The organism is Rhodococcus sp. EPR-134 (assembly GCF_001647205.1).
GTDB lineage: Bacteria > Actinomycetota > Actinomycetes > Mycobacteriales > Mycobacteriaceae > Rhodococcus_F > Rhodococcus_F qingshengii.
Genome location: NZ_LVCT01000750.1, coordinates 1 through 19,531 on the forward strand (window position 1 = coordinate 1; position 19,531 = coordinate 19,531).

The 19,531-nt window shown below is 63.8% G+C and carries 16 protein-coding genes; 13 read left to right on the forward strand and 3 right to left on the reverse strand.

Translation table 11 applies throughout. The features are described from left to right. Nucleotides 1-528: NAD(P)/FAD-dependent oxidoreductase (locus A2J01_RS32115; RefSeq protein WP_442971589.1), on the forward strand; the 528-nt coding region annotated here is incomplete at its 5' end. A gap of 83 nt (nt 529-611) precedes the next feature. On the opposite strand, the gene A2J01_RS32120 is transcribed toward A2J01_RS32115, so the two are convergent. Together A2J01_RS32120 and A2J01_RS32125 are read right to left on the reverse strand one after the other, a co-directional pair. Further along, on the reverse strand, nt 612-1,040 hold the full coding sequence (locus tag A2J01_RS32120; RefSeq protein ID WP_003945020.1) for a PaaI family thioesterase: 429 nt from the start codon (nt 1,038-1,040) through the stop codon (nt 612-614). Between the two features lie 236 nt (nt 1,041-1,276). Then, a complete protein-coding gene (locus A2J01_RS32125) occupies nt 1,277-2,059 on the reverse strand; it encodes a hypothetical protein (RefSeq protein WP_003944809.1) in 783 nt (260 codons plus the stop codon). Nucleotides 2,060-2,261: 202 nt separating this feature from the next. Here A2J01_RS32125 and A2J01_RS32130 point away from each other — a divergent pair, with 202 nt between their 5' ends. Genes A2J01_RS32130 through A2J01_RS32140 form a run of 3 tightly spaced genes read left to right on the forward strand, consistent with a single transcriptional unit; the run spans nt 2,262 to nt 5,658 of the window. Then, the gene (locus A2J01_RS32130) at nt 2,262-3,722 is read left to right on the forward strand and encodes a FecCD family ABC transporter permease (protein WP_073512408.1); all 1,461 of its coding nucleotides are present in this window, start codon (nt 2,262-2,264) and stop codon (nt 3,720-3,722) included. Next, a complete protein-coding gene (locus A2J01_RS32135; RefSeq protein ID WP_003944960.1) occupies nt 3,719-4,810 on the forward strand; it encodes a FecCD family ABC transporter permease in 1,092 nt (363 codons plus the stop codon). Before A2J01_RS32130 ends, A2J01_RS32135 begins: the two co-directional genes overlap by 4 nt. Then, nucleotides 4,807-5,658, forward strand: coding sequence for an ABC transporter ATP-binding protein (locus A2J01_RS32140; protein WP_003945031.1), 852 nt, complete (start codon nt 4,807-4,809; stop codon nt 5,656-5,658). The genes A2J01_RS32135 and A2J01_RS32140 overlap by 4 nt, the downstream gene beginning before the upstream one ends. A gap of 10 nt (nt 5,659-5,668) precedes the next feature. Here the strand turns inward: A2J01_RS32140 and A2J01_RS32145 are convergent, their stop codons facing one another. Then, complete coding sequence (locus A2J01_RS32145; protein ID WP_064114335.1) at nt 5,669-8,242, reverse strand: bifunctional lysylphosphatidylglycerol flippase/synthetase MprF; 2,574 nt, start codon at nt 8,240-8,242, stop codon at nt 5,669-5,671. 191 nt (nt 8,243-8,433) lie between these two features. On the opposite strand from A2J01_RS32145, the gene A2J01_RS32150 reads away from it, so the two are divergent. The 9 genes from A2J01_RS32150 to A2J01_RS32190 form a co-directional block, all read left to right on the forward strand. Further along, on the forward strand, nt 8,434-8,847 hold the full coding sequence (locus A2J01_RS32150; RefSeq protein ID WP_003944876.1) for a BlaI/MecI/CopY family transcriptional regulator: 414 nt from the start codon (nt 8,434-8,436) through the stop codon (nt 8,845-8,847). Nucleotides 8,848-8,872: 25 nt separating this feature from the next. Next, nucleotides 8,873-9,826, forward strand: a complete 954-nt coding sequence (locus tag A2J01_RS32155) for a M56 family metallopeptidase (protein WP_007730909.1) — start codon at nt 8,873-8,875, stop codon at nt 9,824-9,826. A 261-nt stretch (nt 9,827-10,087) separates the two neighbouring features. Further along, nucleotides 10,088-11,875, forward strand: a complete 1,788-nt coding sequence (locus A2J01_RS32160; RefSeq protein ID WP_064114336.1) for a DEAD/DEAH box helicase — start codon at nt 10,088-10,090, stop codon at nt 11,873-11,875. 217 nt (nt 11,876-12,092) lie between these two features. Next, nucleotides 12,093-13,550, forward strand: a complete 1,458-nt coding sequence (gene gndA / locus A2J01_RS32165; RefSeq protein ID WP_007730904.1) for an NADP-dependent phosphogluconate dehydrogenase — start codon at nt 12,093-12,095, stop codon at nt 13,548-13,550. A 62-nt stretch (nt 13,551-13,612) separates the two neighbouring features. Then, a complete protein-coding gene (locus tag A2J01_RS32170; protein ID WP_064114337.1) occupies nt 13,613-15,115 on the forward strand; it encodes a DEAD/DEAH box helicase in 1,503 nt (500 codons plus the stop codon). Nucleotides 15,116-15,119: 4 nt separating this feature from the next. Beyond that, nucleotides 15,120-16,001, forward strand: coding sequence for a DMT family transporter (locus tag A2J01_RS32175; protein ID WP_003944968.1), 882 nt, complete (start codon nt 15,120-15,122; stop codon nt 15,999-16,001). Between the two features lie 3 nt (nt 16,002-16,004). Next, complete coding sequence (locus tag A2J01_RS32180; protein ID WP_020969620.1) at nt 16,005-17,441, forward strand: GuaB1 family IMP dehydrogenase-related protein; 1,437 nt, start codon at nt 16,005-16,007, stop codon at nt 17,439-17,441. 311 nt (nt 17,442-17,752) lie between these two features. After that, nucleotides 17,753-19,135 (forward strand): hemolysin family protein, encoded by a 1,383-nt coding sequence (locus A2J01_RS32185; protein WP_064114338.1) that lies wholly within the window; start codon nt 17,753-17,755, stop codon nt 19,133-19,135. Then, nucleotides 19,128-19,531 (forward strand): CNNM domain-containing protein (locus tag A2J01_RS32190; RefSeq protein WP_156519471.1); only part of this gene is annotated, 404 nt, incomplete at its 3' end. The genes A2J01_RS32185 and A2J01_RS32190, both read left to right, overlap by 8 nt.

The window sequence follows — 19,531 nt, forward strand, 5'->3', positions numbered from 1 at the left end:
GGCCGCGTCATGGTCAATCCCGACTTGTCTCTGCCCGGGCACCCCAACGTCTTTGTCATCGGCGACATGATGTCGCTCGACAAGCTGCCCGGATTGGCTCAGGTTGCCATGCAGGGTGGCAAGTACGCGGCCAAGCAGATCAAAGCGTCACTGGACGGCAAGTCCCCGTCGGAACGAGTTCCGTTCAAGTACTTCGACAAGGGCAGTATGGCAACGATCTCGCGCTTCAGCGCGGTAGCCAAGGTGGGCAAGCTCGAGATCAGCGGCTTCATCGGGTGGGTTGCCTGGCTGGCAATTCACCTCCTCTACCTCGTCGGATTCCGTTCCCGTGCCTCGACGCTGTTGTCATGGGCGGTGACGTTCTTCGGGCGTGGCCGTGCTCAGATGGCGTCCACCGAGCAGCAGGTCTTCGCGCGAAACGCGATGGGCGAATTGGAGAAGAAAAACAAGGAAGCGACGGAGTCCGGCAGCGCTTCGAATGGCGAAGCCAAGAAGGCTGCCGGCAAGCAGCAGAAGGCCGCCGGCTGATCAACACCTGAGTGACCGGCGGAGGGCGGCTGTGGAGTTCAATTCCGCAGCCGCCCTCCGTCATTCGATCGACTGCCGCGTGGTCAGTTTCCGATCTTCGCCACCTCGGTGATGTTCGCGAGGCGAACCTGTCCCTTGGAAACGAGTCGGTCGTTCTCGTCGGTGATGCGAACTTCCCAGAGTTGCTGGGTGCGTCCGCGATGAATCGGGGTGGCTTCAGCGGTGAGAGTGCCCTCCCGCGTTGCGCGCAGGAAGTCGGTGTTGTTGTTGACTCCGACCACGTGTCCTCGCTCGCCCAGCCACACGGTGCCACCGACGCTGGCGAGAGACTCCACCACCGAGCAGTACACACCCCCGTGCTGTATCCCGGCGGGCTGGTGCAGCGTGGGCTTGACGGTCCATTGCGCCCGCACGCGATCTGGGCTCAGTTCGGTGTATTCCAGGCCGATGGTGGCGTCGAAGCCCGTTCCGAGCCGTTTCATCATCTCTGCGGTCTCAGCAGTGTCGACCATGCCATCTCCATCTGTGATTCTCTGGCGCCGGTGTGGCTGCCACTCCCTACCTGATTACACGAGAGGTAACTCGAGCTTGGAATCAGGTCTGGAAAAAGAACCGGCGGGTTTCACATCATTCGATGTGAAACCCGCCGTGGGAAGGACCGGGAGTCTCTGCAGCCCTCAGGACTCCGGCGCGGTCCGGCAGTTTCGTCACTCTCGCGGGGTGTAACTCTCCGCGTGGTGTTCCACAATCATAGGCAAGGCTGACCTAATTTAGCAAGCCCTTCGTCGAACTGGTTCCAACGAGGACGCAGCGAGACCTTGCGGCGTGCACGCACGGGCAGCCCTGCGGCGACAAAAGCGTCCAGCAGCCCCTGCCCGCGGCGCTGAGCGGCTGATTCGCCCCCGCCGGCCAAGATGGGGACATATGCCGCTGCGCCCAGGATCGACTCCCCTACCAAGCCCCAGAATCTGAACTGGTCGACGGGCGCACACCTGGAGACGGCGTCGTAGATCGCCCGTAGCGAGGTCAGGCAACGGTGCGCGGTCCAGACGAGGAGCGCTTCTTCGCACGGCATGTCGACGACGCCGTCACTGCCGGACTCCCGTCCGTTCGGCGCAACTCGCAGAGTTTCGTCGATCACCCCGGCCCAGTCGATACCGCCGTCGCTGTCCATGTGGATGAACAGGTTCTCGAGGCCTGGATCCCAAGCGGCACCTTCGGAGACGATCGATGCGGCAACCCTGCCGACCACAGCGTGAATCAGTGATGTTGCGACCTGTATCGCCGCAGCTTCGGCACTGTCGAGATCCTGGAGCGAGCGGGCGAACATCTGATGCACCCGATCCCCGCACAAGCCTTCACTCAACTGCCACCAACGCCGTTTGCCTTCACCTGACATGGCGGCAACCGCGTAGACGCGCGGGTAGTCAGGGTTGAGTGCTCGTAGGCGAACGCTGGTGCGGCTCAATGCGTTCGACCGGAGTTCGAATTCACGAACATCCGCATGCTGGGTGGTCAAGGTGATTGTCACCGTGCACTCCAATCGGCCGAAGTTGTCTTGTGGTTCTTAATGTAGGTTAGCCTCACCATAATTCAAGAGTAAAGAACTGTGACGCTGGGCACCGCATATTCACAGGAACTTGCCCCGCAGGGAGCACACCCACATAGGGTTCCGTAACCTAAGATGCGAATTCCCTGCGCACAAAGACCAGGAGCTCGAACCGCCAGTGACGATGATCAAACCGCTCGGGAACGGACATCCCCGAGGACCCAGCGAGACGTACGGACGGCGCATAGTGCCGCGCGGCCCGGCTCCTGTCCGAATGCGTGTTCTAGCTGGGATTTTCGACGCGGGGGTGTTCCTGCTTCCGTTGCTCGTCGGCTGGTACGTCGTTCAGTCGCTCCGAGACGAGAACGGTGGCGGCGAAGCCGACCGCGCAGTGTTCGGTGGGACGGCAATAGCCATTGCCGTTGGTCTCCTCGTGTGGAACCTGGGATTCCGCGAAGGTGCCACAGGCCGGACCTCGGGAAAGGGATGGGTAGGTCTGGTCACGCGTGACGCGAAGACAAAGCAGCCCATCGGTGTTCGCCGGGCTCTGCGCAGGCCGTTCGATCGAACCGGTATCGAGGTGGTCCGTGAAAGCACGGCGCGCGAAGAAGGGTTCGAGGAACTCGCGCGCGACAACAGCGTCGGGGCAACTCGTCGACGCCGGCTGATCGGTCTCGCGGTGCTCACGGTTCTTCTCGCGCTCGTCATGCTCGCGAGCATCGCGGTGGGCGCACGTCCGCTGACGTTTGCCGAGATCTTCCACGCCATCTTCAGTTCGGACGGCACCCAGACGGACATCATCGTGCGAACGTTGCGCGCTCCGCGGACCATCCTGGGTCTTGTCGTCGGCATCGCACTCGGTATCGCCGGCGCCCTGATTCAGGGACACACGCGTAACCCGTTGGCAGATGCCGGACTACTCGGCCTCAACGCCGGCGCGGCTTTCTTCGTAGTCATGGCGATCTATCTCTTCGGCTTCACCGCCCCGAGTCAGTACCTCTGGTTCGCGTTTGCAGGCTCGTTCGTCGCCAGCATCGTCGTCTTCGGCTTGTCCTCCATCGGAAACGGCGGCGCGAGTCCTCTGAGTCTGGCTCTGGCGGGCGCAGCCGTCGCGTTCTTCCTGCAAGCCATGACCAATGCCGTGATCATCCTCGACCAGACCAGTCTGGACGCCTACCGTTTCTGGGTAGTCGGGTCGGTGTCCGGTCGCGGGTTCGACGTTCTCTGGCAGGTCCTCCCCTTCCTGATACTCGGTTTGGTCATCGCCCTGGCGAGTACGCCTGGTCTCAATGTCCTCAGCCTGGGTGAAGACGTCGCAAAAGCGTTGGGAACGAACATCGCGTTCAGTCGCACACTCGGCATCATCGCGATCACCCTGCTGACCGGCGCCGCGACCGCAGCGTGTGGACCTATCGCGTTCATCGGATTGGTGGTCCCCCACGTGGCCCGGGCCATCACCGGACCCGACTACCGCTGGCTGGTCCCGTACGCGGGCTTGCTCGGTGCGGTCATGCTGATCACCGCGGACATCATCGGTCGCGTAGTCGTGCGCCCCGGCGAGTTGCAGGTCGGAATCATCCTGGCCCTCTTCGGCGCCCCGTTCTTCATCGCTCTCGTACGCCGCAGGAAGTTGGCAAGTCTGTGACGCTCAAGCAAGAACTCCGGGTACTCCCCCGGACCGTCCCCTCACGTAAGTCGATTCGTATCGGTGGATTCTCGCTGGTCTACCGTCCACTCGCGGTGTCGGTGTGCATTGCGCTCGCGGTCGCACTCTTCCTTCTGCTCTGCATCAACATCGGACGGGGCGACTATCCGATCTCGATCCCCGATGTCATTTCGGTCCTGCTCGGTAATGGAAGCAAGACACAGAACCTGATCGTCTTCGACCTCCGACTTCCTCGATCGCTCACCGCACTCTTCATCGGTATGGCACTCGGCATTGCCGGTGCGGTCACCCAGACGATCGCTCGCAACGCCCTCGCCAGCCCCGACATCCTCGGAATCACGGCTGGATCGAGTGCTGCCGCGGTCGCTCTCATCGTACTCGGCGGGGGTGGCTCGTTCGTGGGACTGCTTGCCACACTGGGGATTCCGTTGGCTGCACTGTGTGGCGGTCTGCTGACAGCTGTGGTGATCTACGCCCTCGCATGGCGAAAAGGCGTCGAGGGGTTCCGCCTCATCCTGATCGGCATCGGCATCAACGCCATGCTCGTGGCAGCGACGGGATGGCTTCTCATCTCGGCGGACATCAACGATGCTTCCCGCGCACAGGTGTGGCTCAACGGTTCGCTCAACGGTGCCACCTGGAATCAGATGTGGCCGGTAGCCATCGCTGTCGCGGTAGTCGGCGGCTACGCGGTGATCGCTTCGTTCACCATGGGAGCGCTGCGGTTGGGCGACGACAACGCCACCTCTCTCGGTGTTCGCTTGCAATCATCGCAGGCCAAACTGTTGCTCTCCGCCGTGGCGCTGGCCGCCATCGCAACCGCCGCAGCAGGTCCGGTCGGCTTTGTCGCCCTGGCTGCGCCACAGGTCGCCATGCGTCTGGTGCGCTCTGCCGGCCCGCCCATCGTGGCGTCCGCGCTGACCGGTGCTGTACTGGTGGTCGGCAGCGACGTCATCGCTCGAACAATTCTGCCTGTGGAACTCCCCGTCGGAATCGTGACTTCCGCACTGGGTGGTCCGTTCCTGCTCTACCTGTTGGTTCGTAACAATCGGAAGGTCACAGCATGACCACCATCGCCCAGTCCACCGATACTCCTTCGCGTCTCGTCGCCAAGAACCTGACGCTCGGGTACGGGGACCGCATCATCGTCGACGGACTCGATCTCGAGATCCCTACCGGCGTGATCACGACGGTCATCGGCCCCAACGGTTGCGGCAAGTCGACGCTCCTGCGTGCGCTCGGTCGTCTGCTCAAGCCCAAGGGCGGATCGGTTGTCCTGGACGGCAAGGCGATCAGTTCGATGAAGACCAAGGAAGTCGCACGGGTGCTCGGAATGCTCCCCCAGACTCCAGTTGCGCCCGAAGGACTCACCGTCGCCGATCTGGTCTCACGTGGGCGCCACCCGCACCAGTCGTGGATCAGGCAGTGGTCCGCGGACGACGAGGGCGAGGTCGCCGAAGCGCTGGAGCTGACCGGTGTCTCGGATCTCGCCGATCGACCCGTCGATCAATTGTCCGGCGGTCAGCGCCAGCGAGCCTGGATCTCGATGGCTCTCGCCCAGGGAACCGACATTCTGCTTCTCGACGAACCGACTACCTATCTGGACCTCGCGCACTCGATGGAAGTCCTCGACCTGGTGGATCAACTCCACGAGGAAATGGGGCGCACCGTGGTGATGGTGCTGCACGACCTCAATCTCGCGGTCAGATACAGCGATCATCTGATCGTGATGCGCGACGGCGCCGTCGTCGCTTCTGGTGTCCCCAAGGACATCATTTCCGCGGAACTTCTGCTCGAGGTGTTCGGTCTCGAAGCTGCGGTCATCGACGATCCCGTCTCGGATCGGCCGCTGATCGTTCCGATCGGTACCCGGCACGTGTTCGGCGCCGTCGGCGGGCCGGCAAAGCCTGCGTGACGATCGCGAATCAGCGACCCAGAATCGTCCGAACAAGTTTGAATCCTTGACCGATCGTCACGGTCGGCAGGTACGCCCGTCCGACCGCGTTCCCGATGCTCGGCAACGCGGCTGGATCGGCGAAAGTCATGTGCATCGGCACGTACCGAGGCTGGAACTTCGATTTGAAGGCCAACAGCGAACGAAATCCGTACACCGGTTCCAGGGTGCGACCGAGTAGGTCGAGCACGCTGTCCATCATCGCCGAGAAAGTCGTGGCCTCCGGTTCGTTCGCATTCCTCTCGGAGTCACCGGCGATTGTTGCCAACGGTGCACCGGACAGACTGAGGAACTCGACGCCCTCCTCCTCCAATTTCAGTGCAGCGGAGGCGATGAGGAACTCCATCGCGGGACGGAATCCTTCGGAGCGTCGCCTCATGAAGTCGAGTGTCCACCCGACGACTTTGCCGTCGCGGTGCACCGGTAGCCACGACGTGACACCGTGCACGGTGCGATCCTCGTCGACGGCGATCAGGCACCGCACTTGTTCGTCGTCGACCTCGTCGAGTCCGCCGAGGGTGAATCCCATCTCGGGCATCCCCTTGTCCGCCACCCATTCCTCCGAGATCGCAACTATCTGATCCTTGATCGCGAGAGGTGCATGAGGGAAGGAAATCCACTCGGCCGTGATCCCGGACTTCTTCGCCCGGTTCAGTGCTGTTCGCACATCCTGGAACCGCTTTCCTGTGAACGCGACCTGTCCGAGGTCGAGCACGGTTTCCTCGGCGACCTGCAGGCCGCTCCAGCCCATGGAATCAGTGATGCTTCGGGCGTCGTCGGTCACTGAATAGAAGCAGGGAATCCAACCGTTCGACGAAGCGAACTCGGCAAACTCCTCGATCGCCGTGCGCATGCGATCTGGAGGACCGACCGGATCACCGGTTGTGAGAGCAACACCGGCGATGACGCGATACGCGACGTAACTCGAACCGTCCGCGCTGAACCAGTATGTGTTTCCCTTCCACGTCGTCATCCAGGACAACGGGCTGCCGGTACCGGCGATCAACATGGATCGCGCTCGTTCGGCGGCTTTGGGATCGGCGGTCTTGACCGGCTTGAGGAAACTCACGAACACCAACACGGCGGCGACGCCCCAGAACACGACGCCGGTCCACTCGAAGAGCAACGTCGACTCGATGTCCACGGGAAGCAGACGCGGATCGATCAACTGCAGGTACACGGGCGGTACAAGGCGCTGAGGGAAGTCCGCGAGCAACATCGTTACGGTGGGCTCGCGATCGAACCCGTGCCTGGCGAGCATTCCGCCGCCGACGTAGATCACGGCGAGGACCGCGAGCAAGGTCACGATCGCAGCACCGAGACGTCGGTATGTCTTGGCCGGGGCCGCGACGTCGAAGTATCGACGTGTCGCGATCAGCAGGATCAGTACGAAGAGCGGTGTCAGGAACGGCACCAGAGTTCGGTACACGTTCGGATCGCTGATTCCGTAGAACAAGCTGTCACTGTCGACGGCGTCGACGAACCTGATGACGAAGTTCCCGATCGAGAGGACGAGTAGGACGACCTGAGCACACACTGTCGCAATCCAGGCGAATCTGCGGCCACGACGGAGCCCGTCACTCAACACGAGAACGAAGATCGACGGCATCAGCGAGAGCAGAGTCGGGCCGATACCGGAGAGTCTGAGCTCGAGGAGTCCTCGTCGGCAGTCCGGATCCGACGACGACTCCTCGCACAGTTCTCGAACCTCGGCGACAGTCCAGGGAACTCCGCGGAAGAGGTCACGGAGGACCGCGAGTGGGCCGACCGCCTGCGGGGACAGCGCGGCGATCATCGGGCCGATCGCACTCGCCGCGACGACGATGGCGACCAGGACGCGACCCTCTCGCTGTGTCCCGGCGATGCGCTCACCGCGCGCCGATCGTCCGACGATCCACTGTCCGATCACCAAACCCACCACAGCGGCAAAGAATCGGATGACGTCTTGCAGCTGACCACTGAACAAGGCCAAAGTGATCGTCAACGCCAAAGTTCCGACGCGAATGCGACGGCGCCACAGGGTGCCCATGTTCGAGCTGGCGGCCATCGCAGCGCCGACGATCCATGCACTGGCTCCGACCGCGGAGCCCACGTGGAGGCGGAATCCCCAACTGGAATCGAACACCTTCGCAAACGACGCCCAGCCGAGCCCGAGCAGGACTCCCAAGATTTGAGTGCTTGCGCCGGCGATCGCAAGCTTGATCGTTCCCATTCGGCGTTCGAGGGGTGCGGCGACTGCGATCAGGAGCACGGTCGCGCCGAGGTACCCGAGCAGGTTTCCTGCCCACAGCACGGACGTGAGCGGAGTCCAGATGCGGCCGTGCTGGATCGAGCCCATTCCGGCACCGATCGTGTGCTCGAGATCGCGGGACGGTCCGTGAACGAGGCTGCCGGTTGCGGCACCCACGATCCACATGGTGAGAAGTAGAACGACCGTCAACGGTGCGTCGCGAATGCCGAAACGGATGATGCCGGCAGCTTTCTGCGTGACTACCCGCGCCCGTGATGTCGATTCTTCGGTGCCCGGCGAACTGTCGATCGTCATCTACGTGCGGCTACTTTCTGCGGATCGACTGTTGGCTTGCAATTATCGGGCATCGTCATTGTCGGGACTTTCGTCGTCTCACACCACCGTAACCGTCACGCAGATCACTATGGCCAATACCACACCCCCACCGAGGTGGTTACTACTACCAGTAGTACGTATTTCGTCGTGGAAGTCCGTAGAATCGAAGAATGGCAGGTCTAGGTGAACTCGAACGCGCGGTGATGGATCATTTGTGGTCCACATCGGAACCGCAAACTGTGCGACAGGTGCATGAAGCACTCGCGACGCATCGCGAATTGGCGTACACGACGGTAATGACCGTTCTGCAGCGCCTGGCGAAGAAGCATCTGGTGATTCAGCAGCGTGACGATCGCGCACATCGCTATCTTCCCGTCAATAAGCGCGAAGAACTGGTCGCGAGTCTGATGGTCGACGCGCTGGCCCAGGCTCCGGAGTCCGGCGGTCGCGCCGCGGCACTCGTCCACTTCGTGGGACAGGTCAATGCTGACGAAGCCGATGCTCTCCGCGAAGCGCTCGCTGCCCTCGAGGTGCGCGAGTCCGCGAAAAAGGCTGCGCAGCCCGGAATTTCTAGGCCGAACTGATTTCGTCGTGCATGATGTGTAGGACATGAACGCCACTACTGCACTGGTTTTCGGACTGCTTGCCTTGTTGCTGGCCGGTCCGGTTCCCGCACTCCTGAGCCGCTCCACGTGGCCTTACCGCGCTCCACGCGCGGCGTTGGTTCTGTGGCAAGCCGTCGCAATTGCTGCGGTGCTGTCGGCATTCAGCTCGGGCCTGGCCATTGCCAGCCAGCTGCTCGTTCCCGGCACTGACGGTAGGCCGACGACGGCCCCGACCGCCGAAATCGATGCACTCGGGCTCCCGCTGTGGATTCTGTACGTGGTTGTTTTTGCCCTGACGCTTCTGATCGGCGCGAAGCTGATCTTCTCGATCATCCAGGTCGCTGTGAGAACCCGACGTCGCCGTGCACGTCACCGCGTGTTGGTGGACCTTCTCGACGACTGCGCCATGCCCGCGTCGGTGGAACGCACACCCGATCTGCGGGTACTGGACGTCGACGAACCGATCGCATACTGCCTGCCAGGTCTGCGTCAACGCGTGGTTCTCAGTCAAGGCACTCTGCAGAACCTCGATCATGCCGAGGTCAAAGCCATCCTGACGCACGAGCGTTCCCACCTGCGAGCTCGTCACGATCTGGTCCTCGAGGCTTTCACTGCCGTCAACCACGCGTTCCCCCGTTTCGTTCGTAGCAAGTCGGCCCTGGGATCGGTGCAGCTACTGGTGGAGTTGCTCGCCGACGATTCAGCCGTGCGGGCTACCGGTCCCACTCCCCTCGCGCGGGCGCTTGTCGCGTGTGCCGGATCGACGGCACCCCGCGGGGCAATGGCAGCGGGCGGGCCGTCGACGCTCATCCGGGTGCAGCGCCTCTCGGCCGACGACGCAGATCCCCGCATCGCAGTTTTTGCGTATCTCGGGGCGGTCGCGATTCTCGTTGTTCCCACGGTTGCGGTTGCTGTGCCCTGGCTCACCGAACTTCGACTGCTTTTCAACGCATACTGAGTCTTGACCTGCGTAACCCCGTGTAGTAGTGCAGGTCACAGGCGGGGCTACCTGACTTCGGTGTCCCCGGTGGCGTAGAGTGGATCACGGCCACCATCGTGGTCCGTCAACATATAACGGCACACAGCCCAATTCCCCGCAGTATGCGTTCGGATTGCCAGGTGACATGTGCCCTGGCTCGTCCCTTTGCGAACTGTGTCGTGTATTTCAGCATGGCTTCTTCCGCTCCGCGACGTGCCCGTAGTCCGGAGAGGTTTCCGCGTGACCAACGCTGTCCAAATGTCGTCTTCCGAGAACATCGAAGACCCCACCGTCAACACCCCCGCTGCCGAAGAAGCAGTCGCCACCGAGCCGGGTATCACCTTCGCCGAGATCGGCCTGCCCGAGCAGCTTGTTGCCGCATTGGCGCGCAACTCCATCACCGTCCCGTCCCCCATCCAGGCGCAGTCCATCCCGGACGCGCTCGCCGGTACCAACGTTCTCGGCCGCGCACAGACCGGATCGGGCAAGACCCTCGCCTTCGGCCTGCCGATGCTGACCCGCCTCTCACGCCACGAAGATCGCCCGGCCGCCAAGCGTCCCCGCGCACTCGTGCTCGTCCCCACCCGTGAGCTTGCTTTCCAGGTGGTCGACTCCCTCAACTCCTACGCCGGAGCACTCGGACTCACGGTTCGCCCCGCTGTCGGTGGAACGCCGTTCGCCAAGCAGGTCGATCAGCTTCGCCGCGGCGTAGACGTCCTCGTCGCAACGCCGGGTCGTCTCGGCGACTACCTGCGTCAGGGCACCTGCATCCTCGACTCGGTGGAAATCACCGCACTCGACGAAGCCGATCAGATGGCGGACATGGGCTTCCTGCCCGAGGTTCGCTCGATCCTCGGTGAGACCCCCGCAGACGGACAGCGTCTGCTGTTCTCGGCAACCCTCGACCGTGAGGTCCAGTCGCTGGTTCGTCAGTTCCTGGCCAACCACGTCACCCACTCCACCGAAGACGGCCGCGCAAGCGTCGACACGATGGAGCACTACGTCCTCCTCGTCGATCGTGGACAGAAGGATTCAGTCCTCGCCGAGATCGGTGCCCGCGACGGACGCACCATCATGTTCGCCCGCACCAAGCTCGGTTGCGAGGGAATCACCGACCGCCTCCGCGCAGTCGGCATCGCTGCCGAGTCGCTTCACGGCGGCAAGGCACAGAACCAGCGCACCCGCGTCCTCGAGCGTTTCAAGAACGGCCGCACCCCGGTCCTCGTCGCAACGGACGTCGCAGCACGCGGCATCCACGTCGACGGCATCGACCTCGTCGTTCACGTCGATCCCCCGGCCGACCACAAGGACTACCTGCACCGCGCTGGTCGTACCGCTCGCGCCGGCGAGAAGGGCACCGTTGTCGCCATCGTGCTGCCGAACCAGAAGCGTCAGTTCAAGCGTCTGACCGGTATGGCCGGCGTCAATGCCGCAGCCGTTGCCGTCACCCCGGGTTCTGCTGAACTTGCTCGCATCACCGGCGCCAAGAAGCCGACCGGAGAACCGTTGCGCGAGAGCTCTTCTCGTGGCGAGCGTTCCTTCGGTGATCGTGGTGGAAGCCGTGGCGGCTACCAGGGCAACCGCTCGTCCGGTGGATACCAGGGCAACCGCTCTTCGGGTGGCTACCAGGGCAACCGCGACGGCGAGAGCCGCGGCGGATACCAGGGTGATCGCTCCAGCGGTGGTTACCAGGGCAACCGCGACAGCCGCCCCTCGACCGGCTACCAAGGAAACCGCTCTTCGGGTGGCTACCAGGGAAGCCGCGACGGCGAGAGCCGCGGCGGATACCAGGGCAACCGCTCGTCCGGTGGTGGATACCAGGGCAACCGTGACAACAACCGCTCGTACGGCGATCGCGACAGCCGCCCCTCGACCGGCTACCAGGGCAACCGCTCCTCCGGTGGATACCAGGGAAACCGCGAAGGCGGCGACAACCGTGCAGCCTCGACCAGCGGTGGCGGCTTCCGCAGCCGTACCGACCGTCGTAGCTATGACGGATTCGACGGCCCGAAGCGCGATCAGCGGTAATACCTGCGCTGAGCTGCGGCTCGACAACTGAACACTGAGAACCTTCCGGCTGTGCCGGAAGCTGTATCGAGACGGATGCAGGTCACTGCAATTAAAGTGATCTGCATCCGTGTTTTGTATGCACGGTCTGATGTTCACGCGCGTCGCGGCCGCACCGTTTTCGGCTGCGCACAGCGCAGGATTTCACAGCCGCGGACCGAGAGGGAAAGCTGTAAGCATGTCAACCACTAGCACCGAATCACCCCGAGCTCAGATCGGCGTCACCGGCCTGGCCGTCATGGGTTCGAATATTGCCCGCAATTTCGCCCGCCACGGTCACACCGTTGCCCTGCACAACCGCAGCATCGCGAAGACCGATGCCCTGATCGCCGAGCATGGTTCCGAGGGCGATTTCGTGCGCACCGAGACCGTCGAGGAGTTTGTTGCCGCACTTCAGAAGCCGCGACGCGTCCTGATCATGGTCAAGGCCGGCGCCCCGACCGATGCTGTCATCGAAGAGCTCGCAAACGCCATGGAGCCCGGCGACATCATCATCGACGGTGGCAACTCGCTCTACACCGACACGATCCGTCGTGAAGCGGCGATCCGCGCCCGCGGACTGCACTTCGTCGGCGCCGGTATCTCCGGTGGCGAAGAAGGCGCACTCAACGGTCCGTCGATCATGCCGGGCGGCCCGAAGGAGTCCTACGAGGCTCTCGGCCCGCTTCTCGAGTCCATCTCCGCTCACGTCGACGGCACCCCGTGCTGCACGCACATCGGCCCCGACGGCAGCGGTCACTTCGTCAAGATGGTGCACAACGGCATCGAGTACGCCGACATGCAGCTCATCGGCGAGGCGTACAACCTCTTCCGCGACGCTCTGGGCTACGACGCCGGTCAGGTTGCCGACGTCTTCACCGAGTGGAACAAGGGCACCCTCGAGTCCTACCTGATCGAGATCACCGCCGAGGTGCTCCGCCAGGTCGACGCCGAGACGGGCAAGCCTTTGGTCGACGTCATCGTCGACGCTGCCGAGCAGAAGGGCACGGGCCGCTGGACGGTCAAGTCTGCTCTGGATCTGGGCGTGCCGGTCACCGGTATCGCCGAGGCCGTGTTTGCTCGCGCACTGTCCGGTAGCCGCAATCAGCGCGCTGCAGCTCAGGCGCAGGGTCTGGCTGCCGGCTCTCTCGGCGACAAGCCTGCTGACGCCGAGCAGTTCGCCGCCGACATCCAGGCCGCGCTGTACGCGTCGAAGATCGTGGCGTACGCGCAGGGCTTCGATCAGATCGCTGCCGGCAGCGCCGAGTACGACTGGAACCTCAAGCCTGCCGACCTGGCGACGATCTGGCGCGGTGGCTGCATCATCCGTGCGCAGTTCCTCAACCGCATCAAGGACGCGTTCGACGCCGATCCGAGCCTGCCGAGCTTGATCCTGGCGCCGTACTTCCGCGAGGCCATCGAGGCAGGCATCGACAGCTGGCGCCGCGTGGTCGCCACCGCGACGATGCTCGGCATTCCGGTACCTGCGTTCGCGTCCTCGCTGTCGTACTACGACGGTCTCCGCGCGGAGCGTCTGCCGGCCGCCCTGACTCAGGGTCAGCGCGACTTCTTCGGCGCGCACACCTACGAGCGCATCGACAAGCCGGGCAAGTTCCACACACTGTGGAGCGGTGACCGCAGCGAAATCGAGGCCTGATTCACAGCGGGTATCGGTAGATGCGGTCATCTGCGTCTACCGATACCCGGTAGCCTGGACAAATGCAGGAATCGACGATCGACTCGCCCACCTCGACCGAAGGGCGTTCGTTCGTCGACCTCGGAATCCCCGCCGTGATGGTGCACGCGTTGCGCCGAAGCGGCATCGATGCCCCCTTCCCCATTCAGTCGGCAACCATCCCCGATGTTCTTGCCGGTCGGGATGTACTCGGGCGCGGTGCGACGGGTTCCGGAAAGACTCTGGCCTTCGGGCTTCCGATGCTGGTGCGCCTCAAGGGTGGGGCGAGCAAGCGGAATCGTCCGCGCGGTTTGGTGCTCGCTCCCACCCGTGAGCTGGCGATCCAGATCCACAAGGCACTCGACGACGCCGCTACCGAGATCGGTTTGCGTGTGGCAAATGCGGTCGGGGGCGTTCCGATCAAGCGTCAGGCCGACATCCTTGCCCGCGGCGTCGATCTGCTGATTGCGACCCCCGGGCGCCTGCTCGACCTACTCGAGCAGAAGTCGGTGATTCTCGACGACGTCGTGATCACGACCATCGACGAAGCCGACCACATGGCAGACATGGGTTTCATCGACGAGGTTGCGAAGATTCTCGACACGACTCCGAAAGACGGTCAGCGTCTTCTCTTTTCGGCGACACTCGACGGCAAGGTCGACGATCTGGTCGCGGGTTACCTGCGCAATCCGGCGTCGCACTCGACTGCTCCCCCGGTTGCGACCGTCTCGACCATGGAACATCATCTGCTTTTCGTCGACCGCGACGACAAGAGATCCGTTGTCGCACATATCGCTTCGCGCGCGGGGCGGACCATCATGTTCGTCAAGACCAAGCACGGTGTGGATCGTCTTGCGCAGCAACTGCATTTGATCGGCGTCTCGGCCGGGGCCCTGCACGGCGGCAAGACGCAGAACAATCGGACCAAGACCCTCGCGTCGTTCTCCGACGGGACAACACCGGTCCTGGTCGCCACCGATGTCGCCGCGCGCGGAATCCATGTCGACGACGTGACGCTCGTCGTTCACGTCGATCCCCCGGCCGAGGCGAAGGACTACCTGCACCGGGCCGGCCGGACGGCACGCGCCGGGGAATCAGGCGTCGTCGTCACCATCGTCACCGACGAGGAACGTGATTCGGTCGAGAAGTTGACCAAGCAGGCAGGCGTCAAGGTTCACGGTGTGCGGGTTCGTCCTGACGATCTTGAACTCACGCGCATCACCGGTGCGATGGAGCCGACGGGAATTCCGGTCGAGGCTCCCGATACGACGGTTGCCGTCAAGCACACCGCCAAGCGTGGCCGTCAGGAACACGACACTGCAGGCCGGACCGCTGCCGGAGGCCGGATGAAGAAGGACGGCGACAAGCGCGCCGCCTCCTCGCGGCGCGTCACCGATCCGAAGAGTGTGAAGAAGATCCGTGCGGACGGCACTCCGGTCCCGACCCGTTCGGAGCGTCTGGCGTCCAAGGGCTTGACCCCGCGTCGCGGCGCACCCGGCGCAGGAAAGCCGTCTGCCGGAAATCGGGCGGGCAAGCGCGCACACTGAGGGAATGGGTGATCTTCCACTGATCTCGGTTCTCTGCGCACTTCTCGCTGCACTGCTCTTCGCGTGCGCTTCGGTCGCTCAGCAACGGGCGGCGTCCGCGGTTCCCGAGGGCGAGGCGTTGGTGGCGTCGTTGATTCGCAGTCCTCGGTGGTGGGCCGGGCTGATCGGTGACGGCGGCGGGTACGTCATGCAGGCCGTTGCACTGTCGTTGGGTTCGGTGTTGGTGGTGCAGCCGCTGATCGTGACCTCGTTGCTGTTCGCGCTGCCTCTCTCGGCCAAATTCTCGGGAATCCGCATCACCCGTTCCGCGTGGTCACTGGCGATCATGCTCGCGATTTCCTTGGCGATCTTCCTCGTCGTCGGCGATCCCACCGAGGGAGACAGCAATGCTCCATGGTCGGATTGGGCTGTGCCCCTGACGATTACGGTCGCAGTGGCCGTGGCCGCAACTGTCGGCGGCTTGTCCAAACTCGACGGCGGCTGGCGCGCACTGCTTCTCGGCTCTGCGGCAGGCATCTTCTACGGCGTCGCCGTCGCATTCACCAAGTACGTCACCGACCTACTCGGCCACGGCGTCGTCGGGGTGATTTCGGCATGGCAGACGTGGGCGCTGATCGCCTCGGGCGCAATCGGGGTCTACCTGCAACAGCGCGCGTTCCAGGTCGGGCCGCTGTCGGCGTCGCTACCCGCCCTGACGATCGGCGAGCCGATCGCGGCCATCTTCCTGGGGATGACAGTGCTCGACGAACGCCTCCGCGTCGACGGTCCCGGAATTGCTCTCATCGGGTGCGCAGTCGCCGTCATGATCATGACCACGATCGCCCTTTCCCGCTCACAAGCGCGCGACACCGAGGGCGCTACGGCGGAATCGACGGTAGGCTCGTGAAACGTGCAGTTCCTCGAAGGGCAACGCCCCCCATACGACCTGACCTACGACGACGTCTTCCTCGTCCCTAACCGGACCGAGGTCACCTCTCGGTTCGACGTCGATCTCAATTCTTCCGACGGATCCGGAACGACCATTCCCGTCGTGGTCGCCAATATGACCGCAGTCGCCGGCCGCCGCATGGCGGAGACTGTCGCCCGCCGCGGCGGACTGGTCATCATTCCGCAGGACGTCCCCACCGAAGCTGTCGCCGAGACCGTGGCGTTCGTCAAGAGCCGCCACCTCGTCGCCGATACGCCGGTCACGCTTAGTCCGGACGACGCCGTCTCCGATGCGCTGGCGCTGCTTCCCAAGCGTGCTCACGGCGCGGTCGTGGTGGTCGAGGACGGTAAGCCTCTCGGTGTCGTCACGGAGGCTGCCTGCGCGGATGTCGATCGGTTCACTCGCCTACGTACCGTCGCGATCACCGACTTCGTCACGGCCCCGGTCACCGCCACACCGCGTGAGGTCTTCGAACTGCTCGAAACCAAGCACGATCCGCTGGCGGTCATCGTCAACGAAGACGGGACTCTTGCCGGCGTCCTCACCCGCACCGGCGCGATCCGTGCCGGCATCTACGACCCCGCAGTCGACGAGCGCGGCGCACTCCGGGTCGCTGCGGCGGTCGGTGTGAACGGTGACGTGGGCGCCAAGGCCAAGGCACTCGTCGACGCCGGTGCCGACGTGATCGTCGTGGACACGGCTCACGGTCACCAGCAGAGAATGATCGATGCACTCACCACCCTCAAGGCGCTCGATCTCGGCGTCCCGTTGGTCGCAGGCAACGTGGTCTCCGCACAGGGAACCCGTGATCTGATCGCCGCAGGCGCGGACATCGTCAAGGTCGGCGTCGGACCCGGAGCCATGTGCACGACTCGCATGATGACCGGCGTCGGACGCCCGCAGTTCTCGGCCGTCGCGGAATGTGCTGCAGCGGCACGTGAGCTCGGCAAGCACGTCTGGGCCGACGGCGGCGTTCGACACCCCCGCGACGTTGCACTCGCCCTCGCGGCGGGCGCGTCGAACGTCATGATCGGCTCGTGGTTCGCCGGCACGTACGAGTCCCCCGGCGATCTCAAAGTCGATCAGGCGGGCAACGCGTACAAGGAGAGCTTCGGTATGGCCTCCAAGCGCGCTGTTGCCGCTCGCACAGCCACCGAAACGGCTTTCGATCGCGCCCGTAAGGGATTGTTCGAGGAAGGCATCTCCAGTTCGCGGATGCGTCTCGATCCCGAGCGCCCTGGAGTCGAGGACCTGATCGATCAGATCTGTTCCGGCGTGCGCAGTACCTGCACGTACGCGGGTGCGCGCTCTCTCGAGGAGCTGCACGAGAAGGCCGTTCTGGGCGTGCAGTCCGCCGCCGGATTTGCCGAAGGACGGCCGCTTCCGTCTGGTTGGTGAACCACGTTCTGTGACTGTCGGCGGGTGCTCGGGTCCCTACTCCCGGGCACCCGCCGGTATCATTGGATCCGTAAACAGAAAACAAAACTCGGTCGGGTGCCCTTCGGCGACCCGACCGAGCCCGCTACAGCCGAGAACTACTCGGCTCTGACGAAAGGAACCCGGTGCCCGAGGCACCCACACACTTACCCGGCGCTACACCCGTCGTTTTATCCGAGGAATCTTCTGATTCCGCCGGTTCGGAGGGCTCCTCTAGCGAGCCGGGAGACAAACCCGGCGGCCCCCGTGCACATCTCAGGTGGCGATGACACATGGACATCGTTTTCACCATTCTCAGCCTGGTCGGCTTCATCGCGCTGACTGCAGGCACCGCCCTCTTCGTGGCGGCCGAATTCTCACTGACCGCGCTCGAACGCAGCACCGTCGACGAAGCTGCTCGTGGCGGCGACCGACGCTCGCGGCAGGTTCAACACGCGCACAAGACTCTTTCGTTCCAGCTCTCCGGCGCTCAGCTGGGCATCACGATCACAACCCTGATCACCGGTTACCTGGCCGAGCCGGTCCTGGCACGGTTCATCACACCGGTCACGAAGGCCGTCGGGCTCAGTGAATCCGCGGCCTCGACAACGTCTTTGATCCTGGCGCTCGTGATCGCGACCTCGTTCTCCATGATCTTCGGTGAGCTCGTACCGAAGAACCTCGCAATCTCCAAGCCGATGCCCACCGCCCGCGCGACTGCGGGCCTGCAAGCAGGGTTCTCGCTGATCTTCCGGTGGGCCATCAACGGCCTCAACGGAACCGCCAACTGGATCGTGCGACGCCTGGGCATCGAACCCGCGGAGGAATTGCGCTCCGCGCGATCACCGCAGGAACTCGGGTCCCTCGTGCGGACGTCCGCGCAGCGCGGGTCCATCGACAAGGGCACGGCGATGCTCGTCGACCGTTCACTGCAGTTCGGTGACCGCACGGCAGAAGAGCTGATGACTCCGCGAGTGAAGATCGAATCGCTGGAACTCTCGGACACCGTCGCAGACCTGATCGTGACGGCGTCGCGGACCGGCTATTCACGCTTCCCGGTCGTTCGCGGCGATCTCGACGACACGGTCGGCGTCGTACACATCAAGCACGCGTTCACCGTTCCGGCCGAACGTCGGCGCACGACGCGCGTCGACAGTCTGGCTCAACGTGTTCCCGTCGTGCCGTCGAGCCTGGACGGAGACACCGTCATGGAGCGAATCCGCTCCGACGGCATGCAGGTTGCGCTCGTCGTCGACGAGTACGGCGGAACTGCCGGCATCGTCACGATGGAAGACCTCATCGAGGAAATCGTCGGCGATGTGCGCGACGAACACGACGAACCCGAACTCGACGTGCAGCGCGTCGGCGACGGATGGTCGTGCTCCGGTCTCCTGCGCATCGACGAGGTCACTTCGGCTACCGGGTACACCGCTCCCGAAGGCGACTACGACACGCTCGGCGGTTTGGTGCTCACCGAACTGGGCCGCATCCCCGACGAGGGTGACGAGGTGGAATTGCCCGACGTCGACTCGTCCGGTGATTCGCGCGGAAAGTGGATTGCACGAGTGACCGGCATGGACGGCCGCCGTATCGACCGGGCGACCATCACGCCGGTCCCCGCTTACGTCGAACCCGAATCCGCCGACGACAGCAAGAAGGAGTCCGACGATGAATAACCTCTTCGGTGTACTCCTCACCGTCGTGCTGCTCGCCGGCAATGCATTCTTCGTCGGTGCGGAGTTCGCACTGATCTCCGCACGACGTGACCGCCTCGAAGCACTGGTCGCGCAAGGCAAGAAGCGGGCGCTCACAGTCATCAAGGCCGGTGAGAACCTCTCGCTCATGCTTGCGGCGGCTCAGCTGGGCATCACGATCTGCTCGATCCTCCTCGGTAAGGTCGCCGAGCCCGCCATTGCGCACCTCCTCGAGGTGCCGATGGAAGCCGTCGGCCTGCCCGACGGATTGCTGCACCCGATCTCGTTTGCCATCGCGCTGTCGCTCGTCGTCGTGCTGCACATCCTGCTCGGCGAGATGGTGCCCAAGAACATCGCGTTGGCCGGCCCCGAGAAGAC

Bases quoted from the DNA above. Each gene is read 5' to 3' on its own strand.
- A2J01_RS32120 (WP_003945020.1), bottom strand. From the start codon at position 1,040: ATGGTCGACACTGCTGAGACCGCAGAGATGATGAAACGGCTCGGAACG.
- A2J01_RS32130 (WP_073512408.1), top strand. From the start codon at position 2,262: ATGATCAAACCGCTCGGGAACGGACATCCCCGAGGACCCAGCGAGACG.
- A2J01_RS32140 (WP_003945031.1), top strand. From the start codon at position 4,807: ATGACCACCATCGCCCAGTCCACCGATACTCCTTCGCGTCTCGTCGCC.
- A2J01_RS32145 (WP_064114335.1), bottom strand. From the start codon at position 8,242: ATGACGATCGACAGTTCGCCGGGCACCGAAGAATCGACATCACGGGCG.
- A2J01_RS32150 (WP_003944876.1), top strand. From the start codon at position 8,434: ATGGCAGGTCTAGGTGAACTCGAACGCGCGGTGATGGATCATTTGTGG.
- A2J01_RS32155 (WP_007730909.1), top strand. From the start codon at position 8,873: ATGAACGCCACTACTGCACTGGTTTTCGGACTGCTTGCCTTGTTGCTG.
- gndA (WP_007730904.1), top strand. From the start codon at position 12,093: ATGTCAACCACTAGCACCGAATCACCCCGAGCTCAGATCGGCGTCACC.
- A2J01_RS32170 (WP_064114337.1), top strand. From the start codon at position 13,613: ATGCAGGAATCGACGATCGACTCGCCCACCTCGACCGAAGGGCGTTCG.
- A2J01_RS32175 (WP_003944968.1), top strand. From the start codon at position 15,120: ATGGGTGATCTTCCACTGATCTCGGTTCTCTGCGCACTTCTCGCTGCA.
- A2J01_RS32185 (WP_064114338.1), top strand. From the start codon at position 17,753: ATGGACATCGTTTTCACCATTCTCAGCCTGGTCGGCTTCATCGCGCTG.